This window comes from Streptomyces hygroscopicus (genome assembly GCF_026168105.1).
In the GTDB taxonomy this organism is placed as follows: domain Bacteria; phylum Actinomycetota; class Actinomycetes; order Streptomycetales; family Streptomycetaceae; genus Streptomyces; species Streptomyces hygroscopicus_D.
Genome location: NZ_LBMW01000004.1, coordinates 137,576 through 159,909 on the forward strand (window position 1 = coordinate 137,576; position 22,334 = coordinate 159,909).

Annotated in this window: 25 protein-coding genes and 2 pseudogenes; 16 read left to right on the forward strand and 11 right to left on the reverse strand. The window is 70.8% G+C overall.

Annotated elements, in window-relative coordinates; all coding sequences use genetic code 11:
* The first annotated feature begins 88 nt into the window (after positions 1 to 88).
* Positions 89 to 541, forward strand: a complete 453-nt coding sequence (locus AAW14_RS05965; protein WP_265561024.1) for a DUF6214 family protein — start codon at positions 89 to 91, stop codon at positions 539 to 541.
* Positions 542 to 638: 97 nt separating this feature from the next.
* Here AAW14_RS05965 and AAW14_RS05970 read toward each other — a convergent pair whose 3' ends face one another.
* A complete protein-coding gene (locus AAW14_RS05970; RefSeq protein ID WP_265560612.1) occupies positions 639 to 1,322 on the reverse strand; it encodes a TetR/AcrR family transcriptional regulator in 684 nt (227 codons plus the stop codon).
* A gap of 178 nt (positions 1,323 to 1,500) precedes the next feature.
* On the opposite strand from AAW14_RS05970, the gene AAW14_RS05975 reads away from it, so the two are divergent.
* Together AAW14_RS05975 and AAW14_RS05980 are read left to right on the forward strand one after the other, a co-directional pair.
* Positions 1,501 to 1,938, forward strand: coding sequence for a hypothetical protein (locus tag AAW14_RS05975; RefSeq protein WP_265560614.1), 438 nt, complete (start codon positions 1,501 to 1,503; stop codon positions 1,936 to 1,938).
* Between the two features lie 276 nt (positions 1,939 to 2,214).
* Positions 2,215 to 2,460, forward strand: a complete 246-nt coding sequence (locus tag AAW14_RS05980; RefSeq protein WP_265560616.1) for a DUF2630 family protein — start codon at positions 2,215 to 2,217, stop codon at positions 2,458 to 2,460.
* Positions 2,461 to 2,477: 17 nt separating this feature from the next.
* Here the strand turns inward: AAW14_RS05980 and AAW14_RS05985 are convergent, their stop codons facing one another.
* From AAW14_RS05985 to AAW14_RS05995, 3 genes are all read right to left on the reverse strand, one after another.
* On the reverse strand, positions 2,478 to 3,176 hold the full coding sequence (locus AAW14_RS05985; RefSeq protein WP_265560618.1) for an HAD family hydrolase: 699 nt from the start codon (positions 3,174 to 3,176) through the stop codon (positions 2,478 to 2,480).
* Between the two features lie 283 nt (positions 3,177 to 3,459).
* Positions 3,460 to 4,395, reverse strand: coding sequence for a M56 family metallopeptidase (locus AAW14_RS05990; protein WP_265560620.1), 936 nt, complete (start codon positions 4,393 to 4,395; stop codon positions 3,460 to 3,462).
* A gap of 117 nt (positions 4,396 to 4,512) precedes the next feature.
* Positions 4,513 to 5,058 carry a DUF5134 domain-containing protein gene (locus tag AAW14_RS05995; protein ID WP_265560622.1) on the reverse strand — a complete coding sequence of 182 codons (546 nt, stop codon included), beginning with the start codon at positions 5,056 to 5,058 and terminating at the stop codon, positions 4,513 to 4,515.
* 331 nt (positions 5,059 to 5,389) lie between these two features.
* Here AAW14_RS05995 and AAW14_RS06000 point away from each other — a divergent pair.
* Both AAW14_RS06000 and AAW14_RS06005 read left to right on the forward strand, forming a co-directional pair.
* Positions 5,390 to 5,582 (forward strand): annotated as a pseudogene (locus AAW14_RS06000) (FUSC family protein); the annotation flags it as partial.
* Positions 5,583 to 5,600: 18 nt separating this feature from the next.
* The gene (locus AAW14_RS06005) at positions 5,601 to 6,245 is read left to right on the forward strand and encodes a MarR family winged helix-turn-helix transcriptional regulator (RefSeq protein ID WP_265560624.1); all 645 of its coding nucleotides are present in this window, start codon (positions 5,601 to 5,603) and stop codon (positions 6,243 to 6,245) included.
* 29 nt (positions 6,246 to 6,274) lie between these two features.
* On the opposite strand, the gene AAW14_RS06010 is transcribed toward AAW14_RS06005, so the two are convergent.
* Together AAW14_RS06010 and AAW14_RS06015 are read right to left on the reverse strand one after the other, a co-directional pair.
* A complete protein-coding gene (locus AAW14_RS06010; protein ID WP_265560625.1) occupies positions 6,275 to 7,039 on the reverse strand; it encodes a VOC family protein in 765 nt (254 codons plus the stop codon).
* A 93-nt stretch (positions 7,040 to 7,132) separates the two neighbouring features.
* Positions 7,133 to 7,525, reverse strand: a complete 393-nt coding sequence (locus AAW14_RS06015) for a VOC family protein (protein ID WP_265560627.1) — start codon at positions 7,523 to 7,525, stop codon at positions 7,133 to 7,135.
* A gap of 71 nt (positions 7,526 to 7,596) precedes the next feature.
* On the opposite strand from AAW14_RS06015, the gene AAW14_RS06020 reads away from it, so the two are divergent.
* Entirely contained in the window at positions 7,597 to 8,145 is a 549-nt protein-coding gene (locus AAW14_RS06020) for a GNAT family N-acetyltransferase (RefSeq protein ID WP_265560629.1), read from the forward strand.
* A 15-nt stretch (positions 8,146 to 8,160) separates the two neighbouring features.
* On the opposite strand, the gene AAW14_RS06025 is transcribed toward AAW14_RS06020, so the two are convergent.
* Positions 8,161 to 8,844, reverse strand: a complete 684-nt coding sequence (locus tag AAW14_RS06025; RefSeq protein ID WP_265560630.1) for a glycerophosphodiester phosphodiesterase — start codon at positions 8,842 to 8,844, stop codon at positions 8,161 to 8,163.
* 478 nt (positions 8,845 to 9,322) lie between these two features.
* Between AAW14_RS06025 and AAW14_RS06030 the strand changes: the two genes are divergently transcribed.
* From AAW14_RS06030 to AAW14_RS06050, 5 genes are all read left to right on the forward strand, one after another.
* Entirely contained in the window at positions 9,323 to 10,720 is a 1,398-nt protein-coding gene (locus AAW14_RS06030; protein WP_265560632.1) for a DUF6421 family protein, read from the forward strand.
* 53 nt (positions 10,721 to 10,773) lie between these two features.
* Positions 10,774 to 11,526, forward strand: a complete 753-nt coding sequence (locus AAW14_RS06035; RefSeq protein ID WP_265560633.1) for an SDR family NAD(P)-dependent oxidoreductase — start codon at positions 10,774 to 10,776, stop codon at positions 11,524 to 11,526.
* Positions 11,523 to 12,593: a threonine aldolase family protein gene (locus AAW14_RS06040; protein ID WP_265560635.1), complete on the forward strand. Its 1,071-nt coding sequence runs from the start codon at positions 11,523 to 11,525 to the stop codon at positions 12,591 to 12,593. Before AAW14_RS06035 ends, AAW14_RS06040 begins: the two co-directional genes overlap by 4 nt.
* Before the next feature lie 86 nt (positions 12,594 to 12,679).
* Complete coding sequence (locus tag AAW14_RS06045) at positions 12,680 to 13,273, forward strand: transglutaminase domain-containing protein (protein ID WP_265560637.1); 594 nt, start codon at positions 12,680 to 12,682, stop codon at positions 13,271 to 13,273.
* Positions 13,274 to 13,281: 8 nt separating this feature from the next.
* Complete coding sequence (locus AAW14_RS06050) at positions 13,282 to 13,974, forward strand: B3/4 domain-containing protein (RefSeq protein ID WP_265560639.1); 693 nt, start codon at positions 13,282 to 13,284, stop codon at positions 13,972 to 13,974.
* A 7-nt stretch (positions 13,975 to 13,981) separates the two neighbouring features.
* Here AAW14_RS06050 and AAW14_RS06055 read toward each other — a convergent pair whose 3' ends face one another.
* A complete protein-coding gene (locus AAW14_RS06055; RefSeq protein ID WP_265560640.1) occupies positions 13,982 to 14,710 on the reverse strand; it encodes a lysophospholipid acyltransferase family protein in 729 nt (242 codons plus the stop codon).
* 180 nt (positions 14,711 to 14,890) lie between these two features.
* Positions 14,891 to 15,307, reverse strand: coding sequence for a DUF4395 domain-containing protein (locus tag AAW14_RS06060; protein WP_265560643.1), 417 nt, complete (start codon positions 15,305 to 15,307; stop codon positions 14,891 to 14,893).
* Between the two features lie 75 nt (positions 15,308 to 15,382).
* Between AAW14_RS06060 and AAW14_RS06065 the strand changes: the two genes are divergently transcribed.
* From AAW14_RS06065 to AAW14_RS06080, 4 genes are all read left to right on the forward strand, one after another.
* Positions 15,383 to 15,796, forward strand: coding sequence for a TlpA family protein disulfide reductase (locus AAW14_RS06065; RefSeq protein ID WP_265561026.1), 414 nt, complete (start codon positions 15,383 to 15,385; stop codon positions 15,794 to 15,796).
* A gap of 284 nt (positions 15,797 to 16,080) precedes the next feature.
* Entirely contained in the window at positions 16,081 to 16,590 is a 510-nt protein-coding gene (locus AAW14_RS06070; protein WP_265560645.1) for a flavin reductase family protein, read from the forward strand.
* A 194-nt stretch (positions 16,591 to 16,784) separates the two neighbouring features.
* Positions 16,785 to 17,570, forward strand: a complete 786-nt coding sequence (locus AAW14_RS06075) for an electron transfer flavoprotein subunit beta/FixA family protein (protein ID WP_265560647.1) — start codon at positions 16,785 to 16,787, stop codon at positions 17,568 to 17,570.
* A gap of 57 nt (positions 17,571 to 17,627) precedes the next feature.
* On the forward strand, positions 17,628 to 18,590 hold the full coding sequence (locus tag AAW14_RS06080; RefSeq protein WP_265560649.1) for an electron transfer flavoprotein subunit alpha/FixB family protein: 963 nt from the start codon (positions 17,628 to 17,630) through the stop codon (positions 18,588 to 18,590).
* A 69-nt stretch (positions 18,591 to 18,659) separates the two neighbouring features.
* Here AAW14_RS06080 and AAW14_RS06085 read toward each other — a convergent pair.
* Positions 18,660 to 19,564, reverse strand: a pseudogene (locus AAW14_RS06085) (endonuclease/exonuclease/phosphatase family protein).
* Between the two features lie 220 nt (positions 19,565 to 19,784).
* Between AAW14_RS06085 and AAW14_RS06090 the strand changes: the two are divergent.
* Positions 19,785 to 21,089, forward strand: coding sequence for a DUF6986 family protein (locus tag AAW14_RS06090; protein WP_265560651.1), 1,305 nt, complete (start codon positions 19,785 to 19,787; stop codon positions 21,087 to 21,089).
* Positions 21,090 to 21,195: 106 nt separating this feature from the next.
* On the opposite strand, the gene AAW14_RS06095 is transcribed toward AAW14_RS06090, so the two are convergent.
* Positions 21,196 to 22,290, reverse strand: a complete 1,095-nt coding sequence (locus AAW14_RS06095) for a LacI family DNA-binding transcriptional regulator (RefSeq protein WP_265560653.1) — start codon at positions 22,288 to 22,290, stop codon at positions 21,196 to 21,198.
* Positions 22,291 to 22,334 lie beyond the last annotated feature (44 nt).

Genomic DNA, 22,334 nt, shown 5'->3' on the forward strand with positions numbered 1-22,334 from the left:
GCATGGTATGTGATCGCTCGCTTACGTTGCATATATGCTGGAAGTGTCCTTTCAGGATTTTTCTGAACGATCTCGATCGAATGACATGGTGTCCGTGCGGCCCGCGTGGGAGGTGCGGGAGCGCGGGAGCGTCACGTCGTGGTTCGCTGTCCGGCTGGACCTGTCCGACGGGGGGTACGTGGACGTCCTGGCCGTGGTGACCGGCGGATGCGTGTCGATCGAGGAGGTGCGGGCGCAGCCGCCCCTGTCCCTCGACGATCTGACGGCGCTCGCCGACTGGATCGAGGAACCGCTGCTCGAGGTGTGCGGCAGGGAGTCCGGGCCGTCGTCCGGGACGCCGGTGCATGCCCTGCCCGCCTGGCCGTGTGGCATCGAGGGCCGGCGTCGCGTCGCCGACGAGTACCTCGCGGCCCAGAGGGAGGGCGTCGACCCGGTGTCCGCGGTGATGCGGGCGACGGGGCGCAGCCGCCGCCTGTCGCTGAAACTGATCGCGGGAGCACGCGACGCGGGCTTTCTGACACCACGTCATATTCGACGCTGAACGGCGCTTTGCGAGCGGGCCCGGGATGGACGGTCGGCGCGGCATGCCGTGCGACGCCGCCCTGGCCGGGTGCGTCGAACGTCCGGACGCGGCAGGACTACTTCGGCCGTCCGTCGTCGTCGTGGCAGCGGGTCCCCGTCGCGAAGAACCGCGACAGATCCGCGTCGTACGCCTGTCCGGCCCCTTCGGGATCCGACGGGGCGCCCATCTCCTGGTCGAGCCCGTACCGTTTGAACAATTCGGCCCGCAGGACGGGCAGCGACATCGGAACGCCCGGTACCAGCGCCGCGTAGACCGCGCCCATCAGCAGTGCCCGCAGCATCGGGTAGTCCATGTCCGGGTCCGACGAGCCGTGCCGGGCGACCGTGTCCCGCAGCAACTCGGCCAGCCGCTGCTGTTCGGGGCACTGCAAGAACCCCTCTGCCTGGAGAATTCCGGCCATGTGCTGTCGCATGAGCACCGGATGATGGACCGTCAGTCCCAGAGTGGCGTCGATGGCCCGTGCCAGCCGCTCCCGGCCGTCCTCGGTCCGCGGCTCACGCTCCAGCGCCTCCTCCAGGGTGCGGTGCATCAACCGGTGCACGGCCGACTGGAGAAGCTGTCGCTTACTGGGGAAGTAGTACGACACCAGGCCACGGGCGGAGCCGGCGCGGTCCGCGATGTCACCGAGTGTCGTCGCGTCATATCCGCGCTCGCCGACCAGTTCGACCGCGGCCTGCAGAAGCCGTTCGCGGGAACGCCGCCGCAATTCTTCATTGACCGAGGTGCTGCGCGGGGACATCCTGGACTCCTGCGTTGACTGGCTGCCAGCCAACTATACTCAACGCATCCCCGAACCCGCCCTGACGGACGGGCTCTTGGGGGCGTCTGCCCTGGGCCACGCGGGGGATGGTCCAGGGCGGCCGCCGGTGCGACCGCCCGCGGACGCCTCGCGCCAGATCCGCCGGGGAATGCAGGGCTTGACGTCCTTCGTGACCACTCCGATCGCCCTGCGTACGAACCGTTCCTCCGTCAACTTCCGCAGCACGCCCGCCGCCAGAGGTGCGAACCACCTTCCAGGCCTGCGTACTCCTGCCGGCACAGCCTCCATCCGGCGCATCTCGTCGTGCGCGGTACGGGCGATCAGCGGCTTCACACCGTGCCGCCCCATCGCGTCGGTGATCTTCGGGGCCGCCGTCGAGCAGAGCGTCACCGGTGCCCGCCCGGGTCGCCACGCCCGACACGGACAACACGGCGCCCCCTGGACCGCCGCGTCCGCGCCGGTGGCGTCGGCGGAGGCGATCCGCAGGCCCGCGCGCTCGGCCGGCAGCTCCGGCCGACGGGTCACCGCGGTCACCTCGTGCCCGGCCGTCGGCGCCCGGGTGACCAACGGTGTGCTGCGGTCACCCGCCCGGTGACCAACATTGCGCTGCGGTCACTCGAACGCGCTCGTGAGCACCCTGAAGGACGATCCCGCGGGAGTCGCCGACCATCTCCCGGACGCCGTCACCGCCTGTGGAAGGACCCGTCCGGCACGGGCTTCTCGGCAACGGACGGCCCGGCACTGCGGGACGAGGACCGATCCTGGGCCCGGCTCTGCGCACCGCCCGGCCCCAGGACCCGGGCAACAGCTGTCGCACACCCGCTGAACCGTCCCTAGAGTGGGCACGAGTCCCCGAGGAGGCGTGACGGACATGGACCGAGACCAGATCCTGGCCAGAATCACGGCGATGGTGGACGAGGAGCGGGTCCTGCGGGATGCGCTGGCGTCTGGCCGGATCGACAGCGCGACGGAACACGAACGGCTCTCCGACCTGGAACGCGCACTGGACCAGTGCTGGGACCTGCTGCGCCAACGCCGCGCGAAGGCCGAGTTCGGGGAGAACCCGGACGACGCCCGCGTCCGGCCGGCGTCGCAGGTCGAGGACTACGAGGGCTGAGGGCCAGGCCCTCAAACTCAGCCGATCAGGTCGAGCACGGGACGGAGTCCGTCCGGGCGCTCCTCGACCGGGCGAGGGTCGACGAAGTGCACCGCACAGCCCAGCTCCGCCGCACCGCCGTCCGCACGGCGGTCGTCGCCCACCATCAGCGTGTCCCCGGGTGCGACACCGAGCCTGTCGCAGGCGACGGCGAACAGCCGGGGGTCGGGCTTCTGGATGCCGTGTTCGTACGACAGCACGTACGCGTCCACGTACGGGTCGATGCCGTGCCCGCGGAAGACCGGCCGCAGGTCCCAGCCGATGTTGCTGACCACGCCAACGGCCACACCGCGCCCGCGCAACGCGCCCAGCACCTCGACCGTGTCGGGGTAGGGCCGCCAGGCGGCGGACGTCATCTGACGTTCGTACAGCGCGTCGTGAAGCCGCGGGTCCGGCAGCGGGACCTGACGGGACAGGCCGGTGTAAGTGGCCCGGTGCGCCTCGGCGCTGCGGTCCCGGACCGCCCACAGCGCGGCGAGGTCGTCCGGCAGCGGCCCCGCGGGCAAGGCACCGCCGGCCAGCGCGCCCGCCGACTCCAGCCGCTCCGCCGCATGGGCCAACTCCACCTCGGACATGGCGATGCCGGCGTCCTCCAGTACCGCGCGCAGCCAAGACGCGGCCGGCTCGATATGGAAGAGGGTCCCGGAGAAGTCGAAGAGCACGCCTTTGATCGCCATGGGCCGATCCTTCGGGAAGCGCCCCCAAGGGTCAAGGACGCGAAGTACGCCCCTCGGGCGGGAGCGGTTGCTCCTGCGGTGCGCGCCACCCCTCGTGCGAGGCCACCGCGAGCGCGGTCGGCAGGGCCCCGAACGGCCGCGGCGAGATCATGGCGGACGCGCACAGCAGGCGCATGGTCCCCGGCCCCGCACCCAGTCCGTCAGGCTGTCGAACGTGTGCGTGATCCCCCGGTGACCGACCGCCCAGCGGTGCGTGATGCGTGCCGCCCCCCGCTACCGGTCGCTAGCCCAGTGCCCGCAGACCGGGGACGAATGTCACCAGCACCGGAACCACCGGAACCAGCGCCGCGGTCGCCGTCAGCCGCAGCCGCTGCGCCGCCGACAGCCGGTCCGGGGGAGTGAGGAGGCGGTGGACGCGCTGCGGGACGTGCGCCTGCGGGGTGGGGCACGGCCCGAACACGCCCCGGCCCTCGTTGAGTTCCACCAGCGCGAGCGCGGTCGTGAGGCGGCCGTGACGGCGCGAGGCCATGTCGTCGGCGGCCAGCTCGACCAGCCGGTGCATCTCGTCGCGGAACGCGGCGAAGACCGGCACCCGCGGAAATCCGTTGGCCAACGCGGCCGAGGAGTGGAGCAGCCAGTCGTGCCGGGCCCGAGCGTGGCCTTGCTCATGGGCGAGCACCGCATCCAGCTGCCTGCCCTTGAGGCGGCGCAACGCGGCCGTCGTGATGACCAGTTGGGGCGCGGGCCCGGGCAGCCACCAGGCGTCGGGGCGCTCTCCCTCCAGGACCACCAGCCGGTCGCCGCGAGGCTCCTCGCCGGGCAACAGCGGGGCCCGGACGAGCAGTCCGGCCCGGCTTCGGCTGCGCCGTGTCCGGGCCCGGGCGATCTCCCGGACCAGCATCGCGGCGCTCCACACCCCGCCGCACGCGAGTGTCACGGCGGTCGTCGCGGCCCAGGGGCTCCCGGTGCCCGGCGCGTAGGCGTCCACGACCGATGGCGGCGCGGAGGCGAACACATTGCCCCGCACGGCCGCCCAGGCGGCGGCCGCGCTCAGCGTCATCGACAGGACGCAGCACACCAGTACGGCCGCCACGACGCACTGCCACACCCACAGGGCGACCACCGGTTCCCGGTCCGGCCAGTCCGCCCGGGCGAGCAGCCGCGGAGCGAGGACGGCGGCCAGGGCGCCGAGCAGCAGCAGTGCCGCGGGGACCATCATGGGGCGAAGCCTATGAGCCGGGCGGCGCCACGGGGTACGTACTGTCGAAGCAAAGTGACGCACGCCACGGTTCGTACGGATCGCAGGCTCTGTAAAGCCACAGGTTGAGGATCAAGCTCAGAGGGTGAGGAGCATCGCCAGCATGCCGATGGCCATCGACAGGCGGCACGCGCGAGCGAGTTCGGGCCGGTCGCCCCAGGCGACGGTGCGTCTGCCGCCGGCAGGCGCGACCTCCGCGACCGGGATCAGCCGCAGCCCGGACCACAGCACGTACCCCGCGAAGTAGAGCAGGAACGCGCCCGTGAGCAGCGGGGCCCCGCCATGTCCGTGATGTGCCGGGGACGCGGCCATCGCCGCCGCCATGTAGACCATCGCGAACGTGCCCACCAGATGGTGCAGATGGTGCGTGCTCGCGCGGGAGGCCCACAGCGCGCGGACGGCCGCCCCGCCGAAGACCACCACATAGCCGATCCAGGCCCCGCGCGGCGGTACCGCCACCGCCGCGGGCACGGCCATCACCGCCATCCCGAACCCCATCAGCGCCTCGCCGCCCGCGGCCCGGCGCTGTTCCTCCACGGCGCTGCGCATGCGCAGCAGACAGTAGGCGCCGGTCGCCGCGCACAGCGCGACAAGCAGCCAGCCGGGCGAAGCCGGTCCGTGCACCGCGCACCTCCCCGCTCGACGGTCTCGGACAGTCGCGGAGGGCATGCCCGTCACGGACGGTGCGCAAGCGAGCGCACAGGGGTACACGGGGAGCGCGAGCGGACGCGGTGCAGGTAGGCGGCTCGCACGAAATCATTTACGAGTAAAATACATGTTGAAATTATAAGCCTGAGCAGTGCGCCCCCCGGCGGGCTCCCTGTGCACCCTCTACACGCACCACTGCCCGTACGCGGCCCGGGCCCGCGTCCTGGCACGGGTCGTCCTCGGCATGCTCGCCGGCCTCGCCGTTGCCCTGGTCGCCGCGTCGCTCACCATGAAGGCGGTGGCGCTGGAGCGCCCCGAGCCCGGCCTCCTGGAGGCCGCGGGCCGCGGCCTGGCCGCGGCCCGCGTGGACCTGCGCACCACTGCCGACGCCGCGGCGGGGGCGTGGTGGCAGCGGGCCTTGCCCGAGGAGAGCGTGCTGCGCGCGGAACAGGCCGGACACCGTACGCTCGCCGCGACGGTACGACGGCAGGGACTGCACATCTCGGAAGGCGCACGGCATGACGGCAGCGAACGGACGGGCGGCGAGGACCGGGAACCGCGCGGCCCCTCGGAACGGCGCGGAGAGCGGCACCGGTGCGCGCGAGGCCGCCGACGCCGGGCTGCTGCCCGAGGGGAGCGGTCCCGCCGGGCGTCCCCAGGGGCACGACACGGTCGCCGCCGTGGTGCGCCAGTGGCGGGCCGTCCGCCCCGACATCGACACCGGACCCATGGAGATCATCGGCCGTATCAACCGCTGTGCCGCCCTGCTCCAGCAGGCCGAGGACGCGCCGCTGCGCCGCGCCGGACTCACCCGGCCCGAGTTCGACGTCCTGGGGACGCTGCGCCGCACCGGGCATGAGCTGACCCCGGGTGAGATCGCCCGCGAGACGTTCTCCTCCGGGGCGGCCGTCACCAAACGGCTCAAGCAGCTCACCGGGCGCAGCCTGGTCGAGCGGCGCGGCGACGCCCGTGACCGCCGCGTCAGCCACGTCCGTCTGACGGACGCCGGGTGCGAGCTCGTCGACGGGATCCTGCCCGAACAGCTCTCGTACGAGACGGCCGTCCTGTCCGGACTCGACGACCAGGGGCAGCACGAACTCGCCATGCTGCTCGGTGAGTTGCTCATCCAGCTGGAGGGCCGGATCGGCGCGCCGCGCGGCTGACCGCGCACCCCGGAAGGCTGTGCCCCGGATCAGCCCTCGTCCCTCGCGACGTAGACGCCGAACACCGCGCCCTGCGGATCCTTGAGCACGGCGATGCGGGGGCCGTCCGGGACCGACGTCGGATCCATCAGGACACTCGCGCCCGCCCGCGTCGCGGCGGCCGTGGCGGCGTCCACGTCCTCGACCGCGAAGTAGGGCAGCCAGTGCGACGGCACCTCGGGAGGGAACCGGTCGCCCATGGTCAGCATGCCGCCGAAGTCGGCGCCGTCGATGCCCCATTGCGTGTAGTCCTCGGAAGCGTTCACGGTCCAGCCGAAGACCGTCGTGTAGAAGTCCGTGACCCTCTCCGGCTCGCGGGTCAGCAGCTCCACCCAGCCGAGCGAACCAGGCGCGTTGAACAGTCCCGCACCGGGAAACGTCCGCGGCTCCCACATCTGGAAGGCCGCGCCGCCCGGGTCGCGCGCGACCGTGAAACGGCCCGCGTCGAAGACGTCCATCGGGCCCAGGATCACCGTGCCGCCGGCCTCCTGCACCGCCTCGGCAGCCGCGTCGGCGTCCGCCACCACGAACGACACGTTCCACGCGACCGGCTGCGACTCCTGGTACAGCGGGCTGAGAGCCCCCACCGGAGCGTCACCGAGGTGCGCCACCGTGTAGCCTCCCGCCTCCTGCCGGGGGTCGGTCTCCGGGCGCCAGCCGAACAGGTCGGCGTAGAACCGCTTGGCAGCCTCCAGATCGCTGGTCCCGAGCTCCGTCCAGCAGGGTCCGCCGGTCACCGCCTTGTCGAGCTTCATGAGGTGCCTCCCAGCTCGTGGGTCCCCCCAGCAGGCTATGCCCGCGCCTGGTCGGCGGCATCAGGGTCCGGGACGGTACCGCAGTCGGCGGCATCAGAGCCCGGGGCGGTACCGCAGGGGATGATCGGCCGGGATCTCCACCAGCACGATCTGCGTGCCGTCGGGATCCTCGATCCACATCTCGATCAGGCCCCACGGCTCCTTCACCGGGGGCCGCGCGATCCCGACCCCGGCGTCGAGGAGCTCCTGGTGCGCGGCCGTGACGTCCGGCACCTGCAGCCAGAGCTTCAGCGCGGGGGACGGCGGGACCTCGCCGCGGCCCGCCACCTCCAGGAAGCCGCCGCCCAGGAAGTACACCGTCCCGCGCTCGGGCCCCGAACCGAACTCGCGGTAGACCGGGAGCCCGAGTTGCTCGCCGTAGAAGACGCGGGAGCGCTCCGGGTCGGTAGGACGCAGGAGGGTGCGGCTGCTCAGTACGTGGACCATGCAAACGGAGACTAGTGGGAGAGCTACTCTCGTCGATGCCCGCGCCGCGCCACCCAACCGGAGATGCAGCCATGGACCCCGCCGCCACCGCGATGAACGGACCGACCTTCCGCAACGCCACCGCCACCGACGTCGACGCTCTGGTGAAGCTGATCGAGTCGGCGTACCGCGGCGAGTCCAGCCGGGTCGGGTGGACCACCGAGGCGGACATCCTGGCGGGGCAGCGCACCGACCCCGAGGGCGTGCTCGAGGCCGTCGTGTCGCCCGCCGGCCGGGTGCTGGTCGTCGAGGGCGACGGGACGATCATCGCGTGCTGTCAGCTAGAGCACCGCGGTGATCACGCATACTTCGGCATGTTCGCGGTCAGCCCCACGCTCCAGGGCGCCGGCCTCGGCAAGACGGTCCTCGCCGAGGCGGAGCGGACGGCCCGCGAGGCCTGGTCCGTCTCGGAGATGCGGATGACCGTGATCGCCCAACGGGAAGACCTCATCGCCTGGTACGAGCGGCGCGGCTACCGCCGTACGGGACGGATGAGCCCCTTCCCGTACGGCGACGAGCGCTTCGGCATCCCGCAGCGTGACGACCTTCAGTTCGAGCTGCTGGTCAAGCCGCTGGTGTGACGCAGGGTGTGACGTTCACGCGGTGAAGCGGCCGGTGCGCTTGATCTCGGGGTAGTCGGTGGTCGCTCCGTCCAGCTGCAGGGCACGGACGAGCCGCAGGTGGTCCTGGGTGTTCACGACCCAGCCGATGATCCGCAGGTCCGCCTCGCGCGCGTGCTCGACGATCTCCAGGGTCAGCCTGCGGATGTTGAGGCAGAGAGTTCCGGCTCCGGCCTCCACGGCGCGCTCCACGACATCGGTGCCGTAGCGACTGGCGACGAGCGCGGTGCGCACGCCCGGTAGGAGCCGGCTGATCTCGGCGATCGCCTCGTCGTGGAAGGACAGCACCTCGACCCGGCCCACCAGATCCCGGCGGTGCATCACCTCGGCCAGCGCCCGCGCCGCCGCCACGTCCTTGATCTCCGCCTGGAGCGGAGCCTTCACCGCGTCCAGGACCTCCTCGAAGACGGGGACGCGCTCACCGCCGCCCGCGTCGAGCGCGCGTAGCTCGGCGAGGGTCTTCTCGGCGATCGGACCCGTGCCGTCGGTCGTACGGTCCACATCGGCGTCGTGCATGATCACGAGGGCGCCGTCCTTGCTCAGATGCAGATCGAGTTCGATCAGGTCCAGGCCCGCGCGCTCGGCGGCGATGAAGGACCGGAGGGTGTTCTCGGGTTCGACACCCATGACTCCGCGGTGACCGATGGTGAGGAAGTTCAAGGTTCAACTCGCTTCCGTCGACGGCGGCTCGGCTGCCGCGCGGCGCTCCCCACCGGCGCGGCTGGCCGCAGCCTAGTGGCCCGGCCGCGGGCTGAACCCGCTCGTACGCGCCTCAATGGGCGCACGGCGCGGCGCGGACGCGGACCGTGCGGCCAACCGTGCGTCACCCCTGGGTGGGCGCGTCATGAAGGCGTTGACCGACGCCTTGTCCCCTGGTGCCTGGCCGGGATTCGCCGTCGCTTGTCCGCCATGTCATGGCCCTCCGATCGCCTCGCCTTTCCACCCCCCGGGGTGGTTCGTCCGGCGCTCGCACGGCTCGGCAGCCCATAGTGGAAGTGTTCGTCCTCACCGTGTCCCGCAGGAAAAAGGGCCGTGACATCCGAGTCAGACAGGATAATTTCCCGATGGTCCTCTTGCTGAGAGAAAGCGCGGGCGCATACGGTGTCCCTACGAAAGGTTCTCCCGTGGAGGATGGGTCATGACGGAAATTCTTGTGCAGGTGGCTTCGGAGGAGCAGATTCCTCCCCAGAGCAGGGTGGTGGAGCACCCGGCTTGGCCCGTGCTCAAGGACGCCGTGGAACAGATCCGGCCATGGCAGAGCAAGGACGGCTCGATCGACTTCGACGCCGAGGGCGCACCGAAGCGCACGGATGCCGAACTCGCGGTACGCCGTGTGATCCAGGCCGTCGAGGAGCTCTCCCCGCGGCTGCCGCACGACGCGGCCTACCACCGGGCGCTGGTGCAGGACCTGGGCCGGTGGGTCGAGGAGGGCTTCGCGGTGCCCGACTTCCTGGACTCGCTGCTGGCCTTCCAGCCCGCCGCGAACCGCCGGGACGGGCTCCAGCATCTGGTCGTCTTCCCGATGTACACGCAGAACGGCAACCCCGACCGCAACCTCGAAGCGGTCGTGCTCCGCATGGTCTGGCCGGACTGGCTCGCCGAGCTGGAGGCCACCCGGTACGACAACCCGCTGTTCTGCGGCATCACCTTCGAGGACTTCACCGCGGGCTACGACACCAACTCGGCCGTCCTCTTCCCGGAGACCATCGCCGTGCGCGAGGCCCCCGAACGCTTCTCGTGGGGCGGCATCTTCTGTGACCGCGAGGCGGCCCGCTTCCGCCGGGTCACCGAGGCCGCCGTCGACATCCTGGGCCTCGACCTGCCCGAGGACATCGCCGCGATGGTCGACGACCAGGAGCGCTGCCAGCAGGCCTTCGTCCTGTGGGACATGGTCCACGACCGCACCCACAGCCACGGCGACCTGCCGTTCGACCCGTTCATGATCAAGCAGCGGCAGCCGTTCTGGATGTACGGCCTCGAGGAGCTGCGCTGCGACCTCACCGCCTTCAAGGAGGCCGTGAAGCTGGAGGCCGACGGCTTCCCGCAGGGCCGTGACGTGCAGTACGCGGTGCTCTTCGACCGTATGTTCCGCTTCCCGGTCACCGGTGAGCGCGTCCGCAACTACGACGGCCTCGGCGGCCAGTTGCTCTTCGCCTACCTGCATCGGCACGACGTCGTCCGCTGGACCGACAACAAGCTCTTCATAGACTGGCAGCGCGCTCCCCAGGTCACCAACGAGCTGTGCGGCGAGATCGAGACGCTGTACCGGGAGGGCATCGACCGCCCCAAGCTCGTCCACTGGTTCAAGGCGTACGAGCTGGTCTCCGCCTACCTCGCCCCGCACCCGGCGTCGCGCTGGGCCAAGGGACCCGACGCGCTGGATCTGACGCAGCCCCCGCGTAAGCTCGTGGACGACGTGCTTCCGGACGAGTTTCCGCTGAGCATGTTCTATGAGGCGCTCTCCAAGAAGCTCAAGAACGTGATCGCCTCCACCAAGGGCATCACCGCGGACACCGCCGAGCGGGTCGCCGCGTGAGCGCCCGCACCGAGCGCACGGGTGATGCAGACGCTGCTCAGGAGGCGAGGACCATGGGGAACGGGAACGGGGCACTGAGCGGAGCGGTGATCGCGGTGGCCGGCGCGGGCGGACCCGCCGGCCGGGCGGCGCTGCAGCGGCTCGCCGAAGCGGGGGCGACCGTCATCGGTTCGGACAACGACCCCCAGCGGCTGGCAGAGGCCGTGGACGCGGCACGGTACGCGCACGGCGGCGCCACCGTCGTGGGGGACACGGTCGACCTGCTCGACCTGCAGTCGACCCGCGACTGGGCGGGCCGCATCGAGAAGGACTTCGGCCGAGTGGACGGCCTGGTCCACCTCGTCGGAGGCTGGCGCGGCAGCGCTTCCTTCACGGACACCGAACTCGGCGACTGGACCCTGCTGGAGAAGCTGCTCATCCGCACCGTCCAGCACACCTCGCTCGCCTTCTTCGACGCGCTGCAGCGCAGCGACCGCGGCCGGTACGTCCTGATCAGTGCCGCGGGCGCCACCAAGCCGACCGCCGGGAACGCGGCGTACTCCGCCGCTAAGGCCGCGGCCGAGGCATGGACTCTGGCCATGGCCGACGGCTTCCGCAAGGCCGGGGAGGAGGGCGGCCCGACCTCGGCGGCTACAGTCCTGATCGTGAAGGCGTTGGTGCACGACGCGATGCGCGCCGAGCGCCCCAACGCGAAGTTCGCGGGCTTCACGGACGTCAAGGAACTGGCCGAGGCCATCGCCGGAGTCTGGGACAAGCCCGCTGCCGAAGTGAACGGAAACCGTCTGTGGCTGACCGAGAAGCCGTGAACCCTCCCAGGACCGACGCGCGTCGCCATCACGACCCGGAGGTACGCGGTTTCGCCAGTGACAACTACGCCGGGGCCCACCAGGAGGTGCTCGCCGCCCTGGCCGTGGCCAATGGCGGCCATCAGGTCGCCTACGGCGAGGATGCGTACACGGACAACCTCCAGGGCATCGTCCGCAGCCACTTCGGTGCCACGGCGGAGGCCTTCCCGGTCTTCAACGGCACCGGTGCGAACGTCGTCGCGCTCCAGGCGGTCACCGACCGGTGGGGCGCGGTGATCTGCGCCGAGAGCGCGCACATCAACGTCGACGAGGGCGGTGCCCCCGAGCGCATGGGCGGCCTCAAGCTGCTCACCGTGCCCACGCCCGACGGCAAGCTCACGCCCGAGCTGATCGGCCGCCAGGCGTACGGGTGGGACGACGAGCACCGGGCGATGCCGCAGGTCGTGTCCATCGCCCAGAGCACCGAACTGGGCACCGTGTACACGCCCGACGAGATCCGCGCGATCTGCGAGCACGCCCACGCGCACGGGATGAAGGTGCACCTGGACGGCTCCCGGATAGCCAACGCGGCCGCGTCCCTGAACGTGCCGATGCGAGCGTTCACCAACGCGGTCGGCGTCGACATCCTCTCCCTCGGCGGGACGAAGAACGGCGCGCTGTTCGGCGAGGCGGTCGTCGTCATCAACCAGGACGCCGTCAGCCACATGAAGCATCTGCGCAAGCTGTCCATGCAGCTCGCCTCCAAGATGCGTTTCGTTTCGGTGCAGTTGGAGGCCCTGCTGGCCAAGGACCTGTGGCTGCGCAACGCCCGCCACGCCAACGACATGGCCCAGCGGCTGGCGGAGGGCGTGCGCGCGGTCCACGGGGTGGAGATCCTGTACCCGGTTCAGTCCAACGGCATCTTCGCGCGACTCCCGCACGACGTGAGCGAGCGCCTGCAGAAGCGCTTCCGCTTCTACTTCTGGGACGAGGCCGCGGGCGTTGTCCGCTGGATGTGCGCCTTCGACACGACCGAGGAGGACGTGGACCGGTTCGTGGCGGCGCTCAAGGAGGAGATGGCGCGGTAGCCATCACCGCGGAAGTTCTGCATAGATATGCGGCCGACCGAAAAGTCATTGACTGTCGGTCGGTCGCATTCCTATGCTCTGCGGCCATGGAGCTGATCCAGGAAACCCCGGACCTGTCCGCCTACTTGGCAGCCGACGAGGCCATCGATCACCACCACCCGGTGGTGCGCGAGACGGCCGCGCGTCTCGCCGATGGCGCGACGGACTCGTATGCCTATGCGCGGGCAGCCTACGAGTACGTACGTGACGCCATTCCGCACTCCGCCGACAGCGGCGACCCGCGCGTCACCTGGCGTGCGTCCGACGTCCTCGAGCTGCGCACCGGCATCTGCCACGCCAAGGCCCACGCCCTCGCGGCTCTGCTGCGCGCCGAGGACATTCCGACGGCGCTGTGCTACCAGCGGCTCCTGCATGACGAGGGCGGCGGCCACGTCGTGCACGGTCTGGTCGCGGTGCGGTTCCACGGCGCGTGGCACCGGCAGGATGCCCGCGGCAACAAACGGGGCGTCGATGCCCGCTTCTCGCTCGCGGGGGAACGGCTGGCCTGGATCCCCGATGAGAAGTCCAACGAGCTGGACTATCCAGTCCTGTACGCTGAACCCCACCCGGTCGTGCTGAGCGCCCTCAGGGCCGCGCCCGACCGGCCGACCCTGTGGAAGACGCTTCCCACCGCACTGTGAGGCAGGCGATGGCACCCACCCTGACCGTGTCCGACGAGGTGCGCGCTCTCGCGCCCGGCTTCGCACATGTCGCGATCGAGGCCCACGGCCTCGTCAACGGTCCCAGCACCGAAGGCACTTCGGCGCTGCTCGACGACGCGGCTAGCCGGCTCGCCGCACGCCTGGACGGGCGCGCCCCGCACGAGGACCCGCACATGGCGGCCTGGCGTGCGATCTGCACGGCCTTCGGCGCCAAGCCGTCGCGCACCCGTAACTCGGCCGAGGCGCTGGCGAAGCGGGCCCTGTCGGATGCCGGCCTGCCGCGGATCAATGTGCTCGTCGACGTCTACAACGCGATCAGCGTCGCCCATCTCATCCCGGTCGGCGGTGAGGACCTCGACCGCATCCGGGGCGCCGTGCGCCTCGTGCGGGCCGTGGGCGACGAGGAGTTCGTGACCGTCGCGGCGGGCGAGGAGATCGTCGAGCACCCGGATGCGGGCGAGGTGGTCTGGCGCGACGAGGCCGGTGTGACCTGCCGCCGCTGGAACTGGCGCCAGGGGCCGCGCACCCGGCTCACGGAGGAGTCCACCTCGGCGCTCTTCCTGCTGGAGAGCCTGGCGCCGACGCCGGTGTCCGACGTCGAGAAAGCCGGCGCAGAACTCGCCGAGCTGGTGGAGAAGTTCAGTCCCGGAGCGCGGATCACCGTCCACGGTCCCGTCTGACGTACGGTCAGTGCGCCTCGGCGGCTCGCAGCTCCTCCGGAGTCGGCGCGGTGCCGCCGAGGTGGGCCGGCATCCACCAGGTGTCGTCCGGGCCCTTGGGCCGTACCGGGTAGGCGCGCTGCGCTGCCTCCAGCAGCTCCTGGACGCGCTCGCGCACCTGGCGGGTGAGCGCACCCGCGTACGTGTCGCGCGGGGCCTCCATCGCCTCCCCGACCCGGATGGTGATCGGGATGTGGCTGCGCTTGAAGTTGCGCGGGTGGCCCTTGGTCCACAGCCGCTGGGTGCCCCACACGGCCATCGGGACCAGCGGCACGCCCGCATCCTGGGCGAGGCGCACGGCCCCCGACTTGAAGCTCTTCAGGGTGAAGGACTGCGAGATCGTGGCCTCCGGGAAGACCCCGATCACCTCGCCCGACCGCAGTGAGTCCAGCGCATGGGCGTACGCCGTCTCTCCCTGCTTGCGGTCCACCGGGATGTGCTTCATTGCGCGCATCAGCGGTCCGGAGATCCGGTGCCGGAAGACGGACTCCTTGGCCATGAAGCGCACCAGGCGCTTCTGCGGGAGCGCCGCAAGGCCGTCGAAGATGAAGTCCAGGTAGCTGATGTGGTTGCTCACGAGCACCGCACCGCCCGAGCGTGGGATGTTCTCCGATCCCTTGCAGTCGATCTTCAGGTCCCATGCCTTGAACATCGTGAGGGCGAGACCGATGACGGGACGGTAGACGAGCTCAGCCAACGGGACGGACCCTTCTCTCTGCCTGGGAAGGGACTCCCGGCGCGAAGTTACGCAGCCGTAGGTTTACGGCATGTCGCAGATCGTGCCCGAAGAACGGACTCGGGGCCAGTCCTGGTGCCGGTGAGGGGCGAGATCCTCGTCACGTCAGCCGAATGAACCACTCGGGCTTCGCTCCCGCCCCTATCCAGCGCGTGTCGCCACCCGTCGTACGAGCAGATACAGCTCACACCCCAGGCAGTAGTTGAAGGCGGCGTTCAGGAAGGCTGCGGCGAGCGCCGCCCCTGTCGCTCCGAGCCCCAGCCACTGCGGCCCCGCTGTCAGGCCCAACAGCCCGACAGCGGCGAAGACGAGCCCGACGGCCTGTGCGAACCGCGGTGGCCCCGGCGCCTCGAGCTCGGTCGGCGGCCCGATCCGCGGCCGTACGGCCGTCCGGAACAGCCAGCCGTACGGCGAGCGCGCCGGGCCCCCGGCTGCACCGAGCGCGAACACCAGGAGCTGCCAGGCCAGCAGCCAGGCGCTGCCGGTGATCAGGACAAGGGCCAGTACCACGGTCGTCACGGCCGCTCCGAAGCGCGGCCCCCTCACATCGATGTCCATGAATCAAGCATTCCGTATGGGAAACGATGTGCGAAGCCGGGAATCTTTGCAGTCTCGTGAACGCTGGAGCCGATGATGACCGGACTGATGGTGTGCGTGACCGTGCTCGTGCTGGCGAGCGCGTACGGCGTGCTGCACCGGCGTAGGAACGGGAGAGTGAGAGTGCGCGGTCGGGACGAGGGGAAGCGGCTCGGTGTGGCCGAGTTGGGCCAGGGGCTCGGCGAACGGGCGACGCTGGTCCAGTTCTCCAGTGCCTTCTGCGCCCCGTGCCGGGCGACGCGGAGGGTCCTCACGGAGGTGGCCCGCATGGTGCCCGGCGTCGCCCATGTGGAGATCGACGCCGAGGAGCGGCTCGAACTCGTCCGTGAACTCGAGATCCTGAAGACGCCCACCGTGTTCGTCCTGGACGCGGACGGGCGGATCGTACGCCGTGCGACGGGACAGCCCCGCAAGGCGGACGTTATCGCCGCCCTCGGTGAGACCGTCTGACGCCCCCTCGGCTGCGGCGGCCGGGCCCGTCCACCGCCCCGTGAGGTGACCGTGAGGCAGCCGATGGCACATCTCCCGGATACCGGTACGCACTTGACTGCGCCCACCATCTATCGTCAGCCTGACCGTATGCCCCCGGAACTCCTTCTCTTCGAGCGCGTCCACGTGGACCTGGCACGCACCGCGAGTGCGCGCTGTCCGGCCTGCTGAGCAGCCACGGATCCACCCCCACTCCCGGCTCCGCTCGAGCGGGGGGCCACTACCTCTCGCAGAAGGACAGTTCCATGACGGCCACGCCCGGCCTCGGCACCCCTCAGCTCGGCTCCCCGGACCTGTTGCGCTCCGTCTTCCGGCGGCACGCGGCGGGCGTTGCCGTGATCACCGCCCAAGGAGGCGGCGGCCCGGTCGGCTTCACCGCCACCTCCCTCACCTCCGTCTCCGTCGAGCCTCCGCTCGTCTCCTTCGGTATCGGTGTCGGCGCCTCCAGCTGGCCCGTCGTCTCCGAGGCCGGCCACGTCGGTGTGCACATACTCGGCGAGCATCAGGAAGCCCTCGCCGGCACCTTCGCCCGCAGCGGGGCGGACCGCTTCGGGGCGTCCACCCGCTGGCGCGAGGGTCCGGAGGGTGTGCCCGTCCTCGACGACGTGCTCGCCTGGCTCGTGTGCCGCGTCGTCGCGCGGGTTCCGGCCGGAGATCACCGCATCGTCCTCGCCGAGGTCGTCCTCGGAGATCCCTCCGGCACCGGACGTCCGCTGCTCTACCACCAGGGACGCTTCAACGGGCTGCGTGACTGAGCTGCCCGGTCGATTACGCAGCGTTGTCAAGGTCACAGTTCAAAGCGCTTGCTTAGTGGGCATTGAATGGGTGTACTGACGAGTAATATTTCGTTCGGAGCGCGGGGTCGCCCCGACGGGGATCGGCCGCTTCAGGCGCCTATGCTGCCTGCAAGAAGGCAGCCCAGAAATGACGATGCAGTAGGAGAGCCGGCGTGAGCTTGAGGATCGTTGTCACTGTGAAGTACGTGCCCGACGCCACTGGCGACCGGCACTTCGCCGATGACCTGACCGTCGACCGGGACGACGTGGACGGTCTGCTCTCCGAGCTCGACGAGTACGCGGTCGAGCAGGCACTGCAGATCGCGGAGGACGCCGACGACGCCGAGGTCACCGTGCTGACGGTCGGCCCGGAGGACGCCAAGGACGCGCTGCGCAAGGCTCTGTCCATGGGTGCCGACAAGGCCATCCACGTCGAGGACGACGACCTGCACGGCACGGACGCCCTCGGCACCTCCCTGGTGCTGGCCAAGGCGATCGAGAAGGCGGGCTACGACCTGGTCATCTCGGGCATGGCCTCCACCGACGGCACCATGGGCGTCGTTCCGGCCCTGCTGGCCGAGCGCCTGGGCGTGCCGCAGGTGACCCTGCTGTCCGAGGTCTCCGTGGAGGACGGCACGGTCAAGGGCCGCCGTGACGGCGACGCCGCCTCCGAGCAGCTCGAGGCGCAGCTTCCGGCCGTCGTCTCGGTGACCGACCAGTCGGGCGAGGCGCGTTACCCGTCCTTCAAGGGCATCATGGCGGCCAAGAAGAAGCCGGTGGAGTCCTGGGACCTGTCCGACCTGGAGATCGAGGCCGAGGAGGTCGGTCTCGAGGGTGCCTACACCACGGTCGACGCCGCGGCCGAGCGCCCGGCCCGCACGGCGGGCACGATCGTCAAGGACGAGGGCGAGGGCGGCAAGCAGCTCGCTGAGTTCCTCGCGAGCCAGAAGTTCATCTAAGGCTCAGCAGCCTGACCGCCCCTCAAGACTTCGCAATCCGCAAGGAGATCCGTTCCCATGGCTGAAGTTCTCGTCTACGTCGACCACGTGGACGGTGCCGTCCGCAAGCCCACCCTGGAGCTGTTGACCCTCGCCCGCCGCATCGGTGAGCCGGTTGCCGTCGCCCTCGGCGCGGGTGCCGAGAGCACCGCGTCCGCGCTCGCCGAGCACGGCGCGGTCAAGGTCCTCACCCACGAGGCGTCCGAGTACGCCGACTACCTGGTCGTACCGAAGGTGGACGCACTGCAGGCCGCCTACGAGCAGGTGTCCCCGGCCGCCGTCCTGGTCCCGTCCTCCGCGGAGGGCAAGGAGATCGCCGCCCGTCTGGCGCTGCGCATCGGCTCCGGCATCATCACCGACGCCATCGACCTCGATGCCGGCAGCGAGGGCCCGGTGGCCACGCAGTCGGTGTTCGCCGCTTCCTTCACCACCAAGTCCCGTGTCACCAAGGGCACCCCCGTCATCACCGTCAAGCCGAACTCGGCCGCGGTGGAGGCCGCCCCGGCCGCGGGCACGGTCGAGGCCCTGTCCGTCTCCTTCTCCGACAAGGCGACCGGTACGAAGGTCACCGGCCGTACGCCGCGTGAGTCCACGGGCCGTCCGGAGCTGACCGAGGCCGCGATCGTGGTCTCCGGTGGCCGTGGCGTCAACGGCGCGGAGAACTTCGCGATCATCGAGTCGCTGGCCGACTCGCTGGGTGCGGCCGTCGGTGCCTCGCGTGCCGCGGTGGACGCGGGCTGGTACCCGCACACCAACCAGGTCGGCCAGACCGGTAAGAGCGTGTCCCCGCAGCTGTACATCGCCTCGGGCATCTCGGGCGCGATCCAGCACCGGGCCGGCATGCAGACCTCGAAGACGATCGTGGCGATCAACAAGGACGCCGAGGCGCCGATCTTCGACCTGGTCGACTACGGCGTGGTGGGTGACCTGTTCGAGGTCGTCCCGCAGCTGACCGGCGAGATCAAGTCCCGCAAGGGCTGAGCGACTTCGCGGGCGGAGGGCCCCCGTGACCGCACCGGCGGTCGCGGGGGCCCTCCGTCGTCCCGTACGTCAGCCCAGCGTCAGCGACGTCTGTACCGGCAGGTGGTCGCTGGGGAACCCGCCCTGGTGCGAGTAGGTGTTGACCGAGGCCCAGTGCGCGGTCACACCGGGAGTCGTCAGGATCCAGTCGATGCGGTCGCCGTACGGCCGCAGTGGCCGGTAGCCGTGGAAGGTGCCGTACGGCGCGGTGCGCTCGGCCGCCGTGTCCCACGTGTCGACGAGACCGGCGTCGAGGAGGGTGTCGTGGACCGGGTTCTTGTGGGCCGGGGCGTTGAAGTCGCCGGTCACCACGAGCGGCAGCGAGCGGTCGAGACCGCCCAGCCGGTCGGCGATCAGGGAGGCGGCACGCGCGCGTGCGTACTGGCTGGCGTTGTCCAGGTGGGTGTTGAGTGCGTAGAACTCCTGCCCCGAGTGCCGTAGATCGCGGAAGCGGACCCAGGTGACCATGCGGACGCAGGCTCCGCCCCAGGTGTTCGAGCCGATCGCCTCCGGGGTGCCGGAGAGCCGGAAGTGGTCGTACTCCACCGGGCCAGTCGGCGCGTGTCGTAGTGGACCGCCACGAACTCGTCGCGGCTGCCGCCCGCGCGGCCCGTCCCGATCCACGCGTAGTCCGCTCCCAGGTCGGCCGCGATGTCCCGCACCTGGGCGTACAGGCCCTCCTGGGTGCCGATGACGTGCGGCCGCTCACGGCGTAACAGCGCGCGCATCACGGGGCGCCGTACGGCCCAGCTGTGGGGCTCGGCGGTACTGGCGTAGCGCAGGTTGAACGACATGACCTCCAGATGGCGCTCGTGCCCGTCCGCCGCGGAGGCGTGCTGCAGGGTCAGTGCCGTACTGGACAGGGGCAGGGTCACCGCGGCCGCCACCGCCGTCTTGAGGCCCAAGCGGCGCGGGACTCGGCTGTGGTGGGGCACGAGGGGCTCCTTTCCGGGCGCGTGCCGGGCGAGCGGTGCGATCCGTGGTGTGACAGAGCCGTAGGAGCCGGGCCCGACCATGGCAAAGGTGCGAGTGTTCCTTCATGGAAAGGTGAGGAGCGTGCTGTGCGCAAGAGGGTGTTGACCGGCACCAAGATCCACGGATAGCTTCGCTCTACGGATTGTTGATTCCGTGAAGCGGAAAACAGGAGGGTGCGGGATGGGGCAGGGCCAGCAGGAGCGGGTGACGACGAGCCTCTCGGGCGCCGTCACCGAGGAGATCAGCGCCTCCCTCGCCCCGGTGGACGCCGAGTTGGAGCGCCGGTACCCCGGCGACCCCGGCACGCGCCAGCCCGTCCACACGGTCTACGTCCCCGCCGACGTCTTCGCCGCCGGCACCATCCGTTCATGGGGCGACCGGGCCCTCGCCGCGCTCGACCAATATGCCCCCGACGCCGCGTCGTTGGCCGCGGTCCTCGGTCTTTCTCAGGACCTGGCGGAGCCGGTCCACGACCGGGTGCGCGCGAAACTGGAGCGCGAGCCGATCGAAGATCTGCGCGTCGACTTCGAGGACGGCTACGGACCGCGTCCGGACGCCGAGGAGGATAAGACGGCCGCCCGCGCGTCACGGCTGGTCGCGGCGGCCTGCAGGAACGGCACGGCCGCGCCGTACATGGGCATCCGCATGAAGTGCATGGAGGCGCCGGTACGGAACCGGGGCATCCGCACGCTCGACATCTTCCTCACCGGCCTGATGGACGCGGGCGGGCTCCCGGACGGGCTCGTGCTCACGCTGCCGAAGGTGACGTACGCCGAGCAGGTCACCGCGATGGTCCGGCTGCTGGAGGCCTTCGAGAGGACGCGCGGACTGGAGCCGGGGCGCATCGGCTTCGAGATCCAGATCGAGACCAGCCAGGCCATTCTGGCCGCCGACGGCACCGCGACCGTGGCCCGCATGATCCAGGCCGCCGAGGGCCGGGCCACCGGACTGCACTACGGCACCTTCGACTACAGCGCGTGCCTCGGCGTGTCACCCGCCTATCAGGCCAGTGACCATCCGGCCGCCGACCACGCCAAGGCGATCATGCAGGTCGCGGCGGCGGGCACCGGTGTACGCGTGTGCGATGGCTCGACGAACGTCCTGCCGGTCGGTCCTGCCGAGAAGGTCCACGACGCCTGGCGGCTGCACTACGGCCTCACCCGGCGGGCGCTGGCCCGTGCCTACTACCAGGGCTGGGACATGCATCCGGGCCACCTCCCCACCCGGTATGCGGCCGTATTCGCCTTCTACCGCGAGGGATTCGAGCAGGCCGCGGCACGCCTGGCCCGCTACGCCAACCACACCGGCGGCGACGTCATGGACGAGCCGGCCACCGCCAAGGCGCTGAGTGGCCATCTGCTGAGGGGACTTGACTGCGGGGCCCTCGACATCGCCGAGGTGGCCAGGGCCACCGGACTGACCCGGGCGGACCTGGAGGCCTTCGCGGCGCCGAGACGAGGGAATCTGACGGCTTCCGCGAAGTGAGACGTCTCGCGGGGAAGACGGGGAGGTGACCTCCCGGGTCCGCCGCCGGTTCGGTGTCTGCCGGGGTGCGGTGGTCGTCTGCGGGGTGCGGTTGTCCGGGGACTTCTCAGTCGGCGGGCGGCAGCTCGCCCGAGCCGCGGGTGATCAGCCGGGTGGGCAGTTCGATGCGCTCCGGGGTGATGAGCGCGCCGTCGAGCTGGCGGAAGAGCCGCTCGGCGGCCGTACGGCCGAGGGCGGCGGCGTCCTGGGCGACGACCGTGACACCGGGCTTGAGGAGGTCCGCCAGTTCGATGTCGTCGAACCCGACCAGGGCAACCGAGCGGCTGTGCTCGGCGAGGACACGGACGACGGTGACCGTCACACGGTTGTTCCCCGCGAAGACCGCGGTGACGGGGACGGGCCCCGAGAGCATCTCCTCGGCGGCCCGGCGCACCCGCTCGGGGCCGGTGACGCCCAGGGACATCCATGAGTCCTCGACGGGTATGCCCGCGTCCTCCATCGCGGCCCGGTAGCCGCGCAGCCGCTCGGCCGCCGTGTGGATGCGCGGCATGTCGCCGATGAAGCCGATCCGGCGGTGGCCGTGCGCGATGAGGTGGGCGACTCCGGCGCGGGCACCGCCGAAGCTGTCCGACAGCACCACGTCGGCGTCGATCTTGCCCGCGGGGCGGTCCACGAACACCGTGGCGACGCCCGCCCTGATCTCGGGCTCCAGATAGCGGTGGTCGTCCCCGGCCGGGATGACGACGAGGCCGTCCACGCGGCGCGCGCAGAGTGCCAGCACCAGTTCCTGCTCGCGGTCCGGGTCCTCCGCGCTGGAGCCGTTGATCAGCAGGGCGCCATGGGCCCGGGCCACCTCCTCGACCGCGCGGCTCAGCGGCCCGTAGAACGGGTCCGCGAGATCCTCGAGGACCAGTCCGATGCTCGCCGTGCGGCCCTTGCGCAGCACCCGCGCGCTGTCGTTCCGGCGGAAGCCCAGGGCCTCGATGGCCTCCTGGACCCGGCGCTCGGTGTCCGGGGTGACCCCGGGCTCGCCGTTGACCACGCGCGAGACCGTCTTCAGGCCGACTCCGGCGCGTGCTGCCACGTCCTTCATGGTCGGACGGTTGCCGTACCGGTTTCCGGAGAGGCGGTCTGCTCGGCGGGCGGTCTCGGGCACGATGCGCTGTCCTGTCCTGTCGTCCACGGGGATGCGTCGGTCCATGGGGTTGTATGAGGATGTGGCGTCGAGCATAGAGCCTGGACAAC

What these genes read in the sequence shown, in the direction of transcription:
- AAW14_RS06050 (WP_265560639.1), top strand. Translation starts at nt 13,282, where the DNA reads ATGGCACCCACCCTGACCGTGTCCGACGAGGTGCGCGCTCTCGCGCCC.
- AAW14_RS06045 (WP_265560637.1), top strand. Translation starts at nt 12,680, where the DNA reads ATGGAGCTGATCCAGGAAACCCCGGACCTGTCCGCCTACTTGGCAGCC.
- AAW14_RS06090 (WP_265560651.1), top strand. Translation starts at nt 19,785, where the DNA reads ATGGGGCAGGGCCAGCAGGAGCGGGTGACGACGAGCCTCTCGGGCGCC.
- AAW14_RS05970 (WP_265560612.1), bottom strand. Translation starts at nt 1,322, where the DNA reads ATGTCCCCGCGCAGCACCTCGGTCAATGAAGAATTGCGGCGGCGTTCC.
- AAW14_RS06065 (WP_265561026.1), top strand. Translation starts at nt 15,383, where the DNA reads ATGACCGGACTGATGGTGTGCGTGACCGTGCTCGTGCTGGCGAGCGCG.
- AAW14_RS06005 (WP_265560624.1), top strand. Translation starts at nt 5,601, where the DNA reads ATGACGGCAGCGAACGGACGGGCGGCGAGGACCGGGAACCGCGCGGCC.
- AAW14_RS05990 (WP_265560620.1), bottom strand. Translation starts at nt 4,395, where the DNA reads ATGATGGTCCCCGCGGCACTGCTGCTGCTCGGCGCCCTGGCCGCCGTC.
- AAW14_RS06035 (WP_265560633.1), top strand. Translation starts at nt 10,774, where the DNA reads ATGGGGAACGGGAACGGGGCACTGAGCGGAGCGGTGATCGCGGTGGCC.
- AAW14_RS06010 (WP_265560625.1), bottom strand. Translation starts at nt 7,039, where the DNA reads ATGAAGCTCGACAAGGCGGTGACCGGCGGACCCTGCTGGACGGAGCTC.
- AAW14_RS06020 (WP_265560629.1), top strand. Translation starts at nt 7,597, where the DNA reads ATGGACCCCGCCGCCACCGCGATGAACGGACCGACCTTCCGCAACGCC.
- AAW14_RS06060 (WP_265560643.1), bottom strand. Translation starts at nt 15,307, where the DNA reads ATGGACATCGATGTGAGGGGGCCGCGCTTCGGAGCGGCCGTGACGACC.
- AAW14_RS06015 (WP_265560627.1), bottom strand. Translation starts at nt 7,525, where the DNA reads ATGGTCCACGTACTGAGCAGCCGCACCCTCCTGCGTCCTACCGACCCG.
- AAW14_RS05985 (WP_265560618.1), bottom strand. Translation starts at nt 3,176, where the DNA reads ATGGCGATCAAAGGCGTGCTCTTCGACTTCTCCGGGACCCTCTTCCAT.
- AAW14_RS06080 (WP_265560649.1), top strand. Translation starts at nt 17,628, where the DNA reads ATGGCTGAAGTTCTCGTCTACGTCGACCACGTGGACGGTGCCGTCCGC.
- AAW14_RS06070 (WP_265560645.1), top strand. Translation starts at nt 16,081, where the DNA reads ATGACGGCCACGCCCGGCCTCGGCACCCCTCAGCTCGGCTCCCCGGAC.
- AAW14_RS06095 (WP_265560653.1), bottom strand. Translation starts at nt 22,290, where the DNA reads ATGGACCGACGCATCCCCGTGGACGACAGGACAGGACAGCGCATCGTG.
- AAW14_RS05980 (WP_265560616.1), top strand. Translation starts at nt 2,215, where the DNA reads ATGGACCGAGACCAGATCCTGGCCAGAATCACGGCGATGGTGGACGAG.
- AAW14_RS06030 (WP_265560632.1), top strand. Translation starts at nt 9,323, where the DNA reads ATGACGGAAATTCTTGTGCAGGTGGCTTCGGAGGAGCAGATTCCTCCC.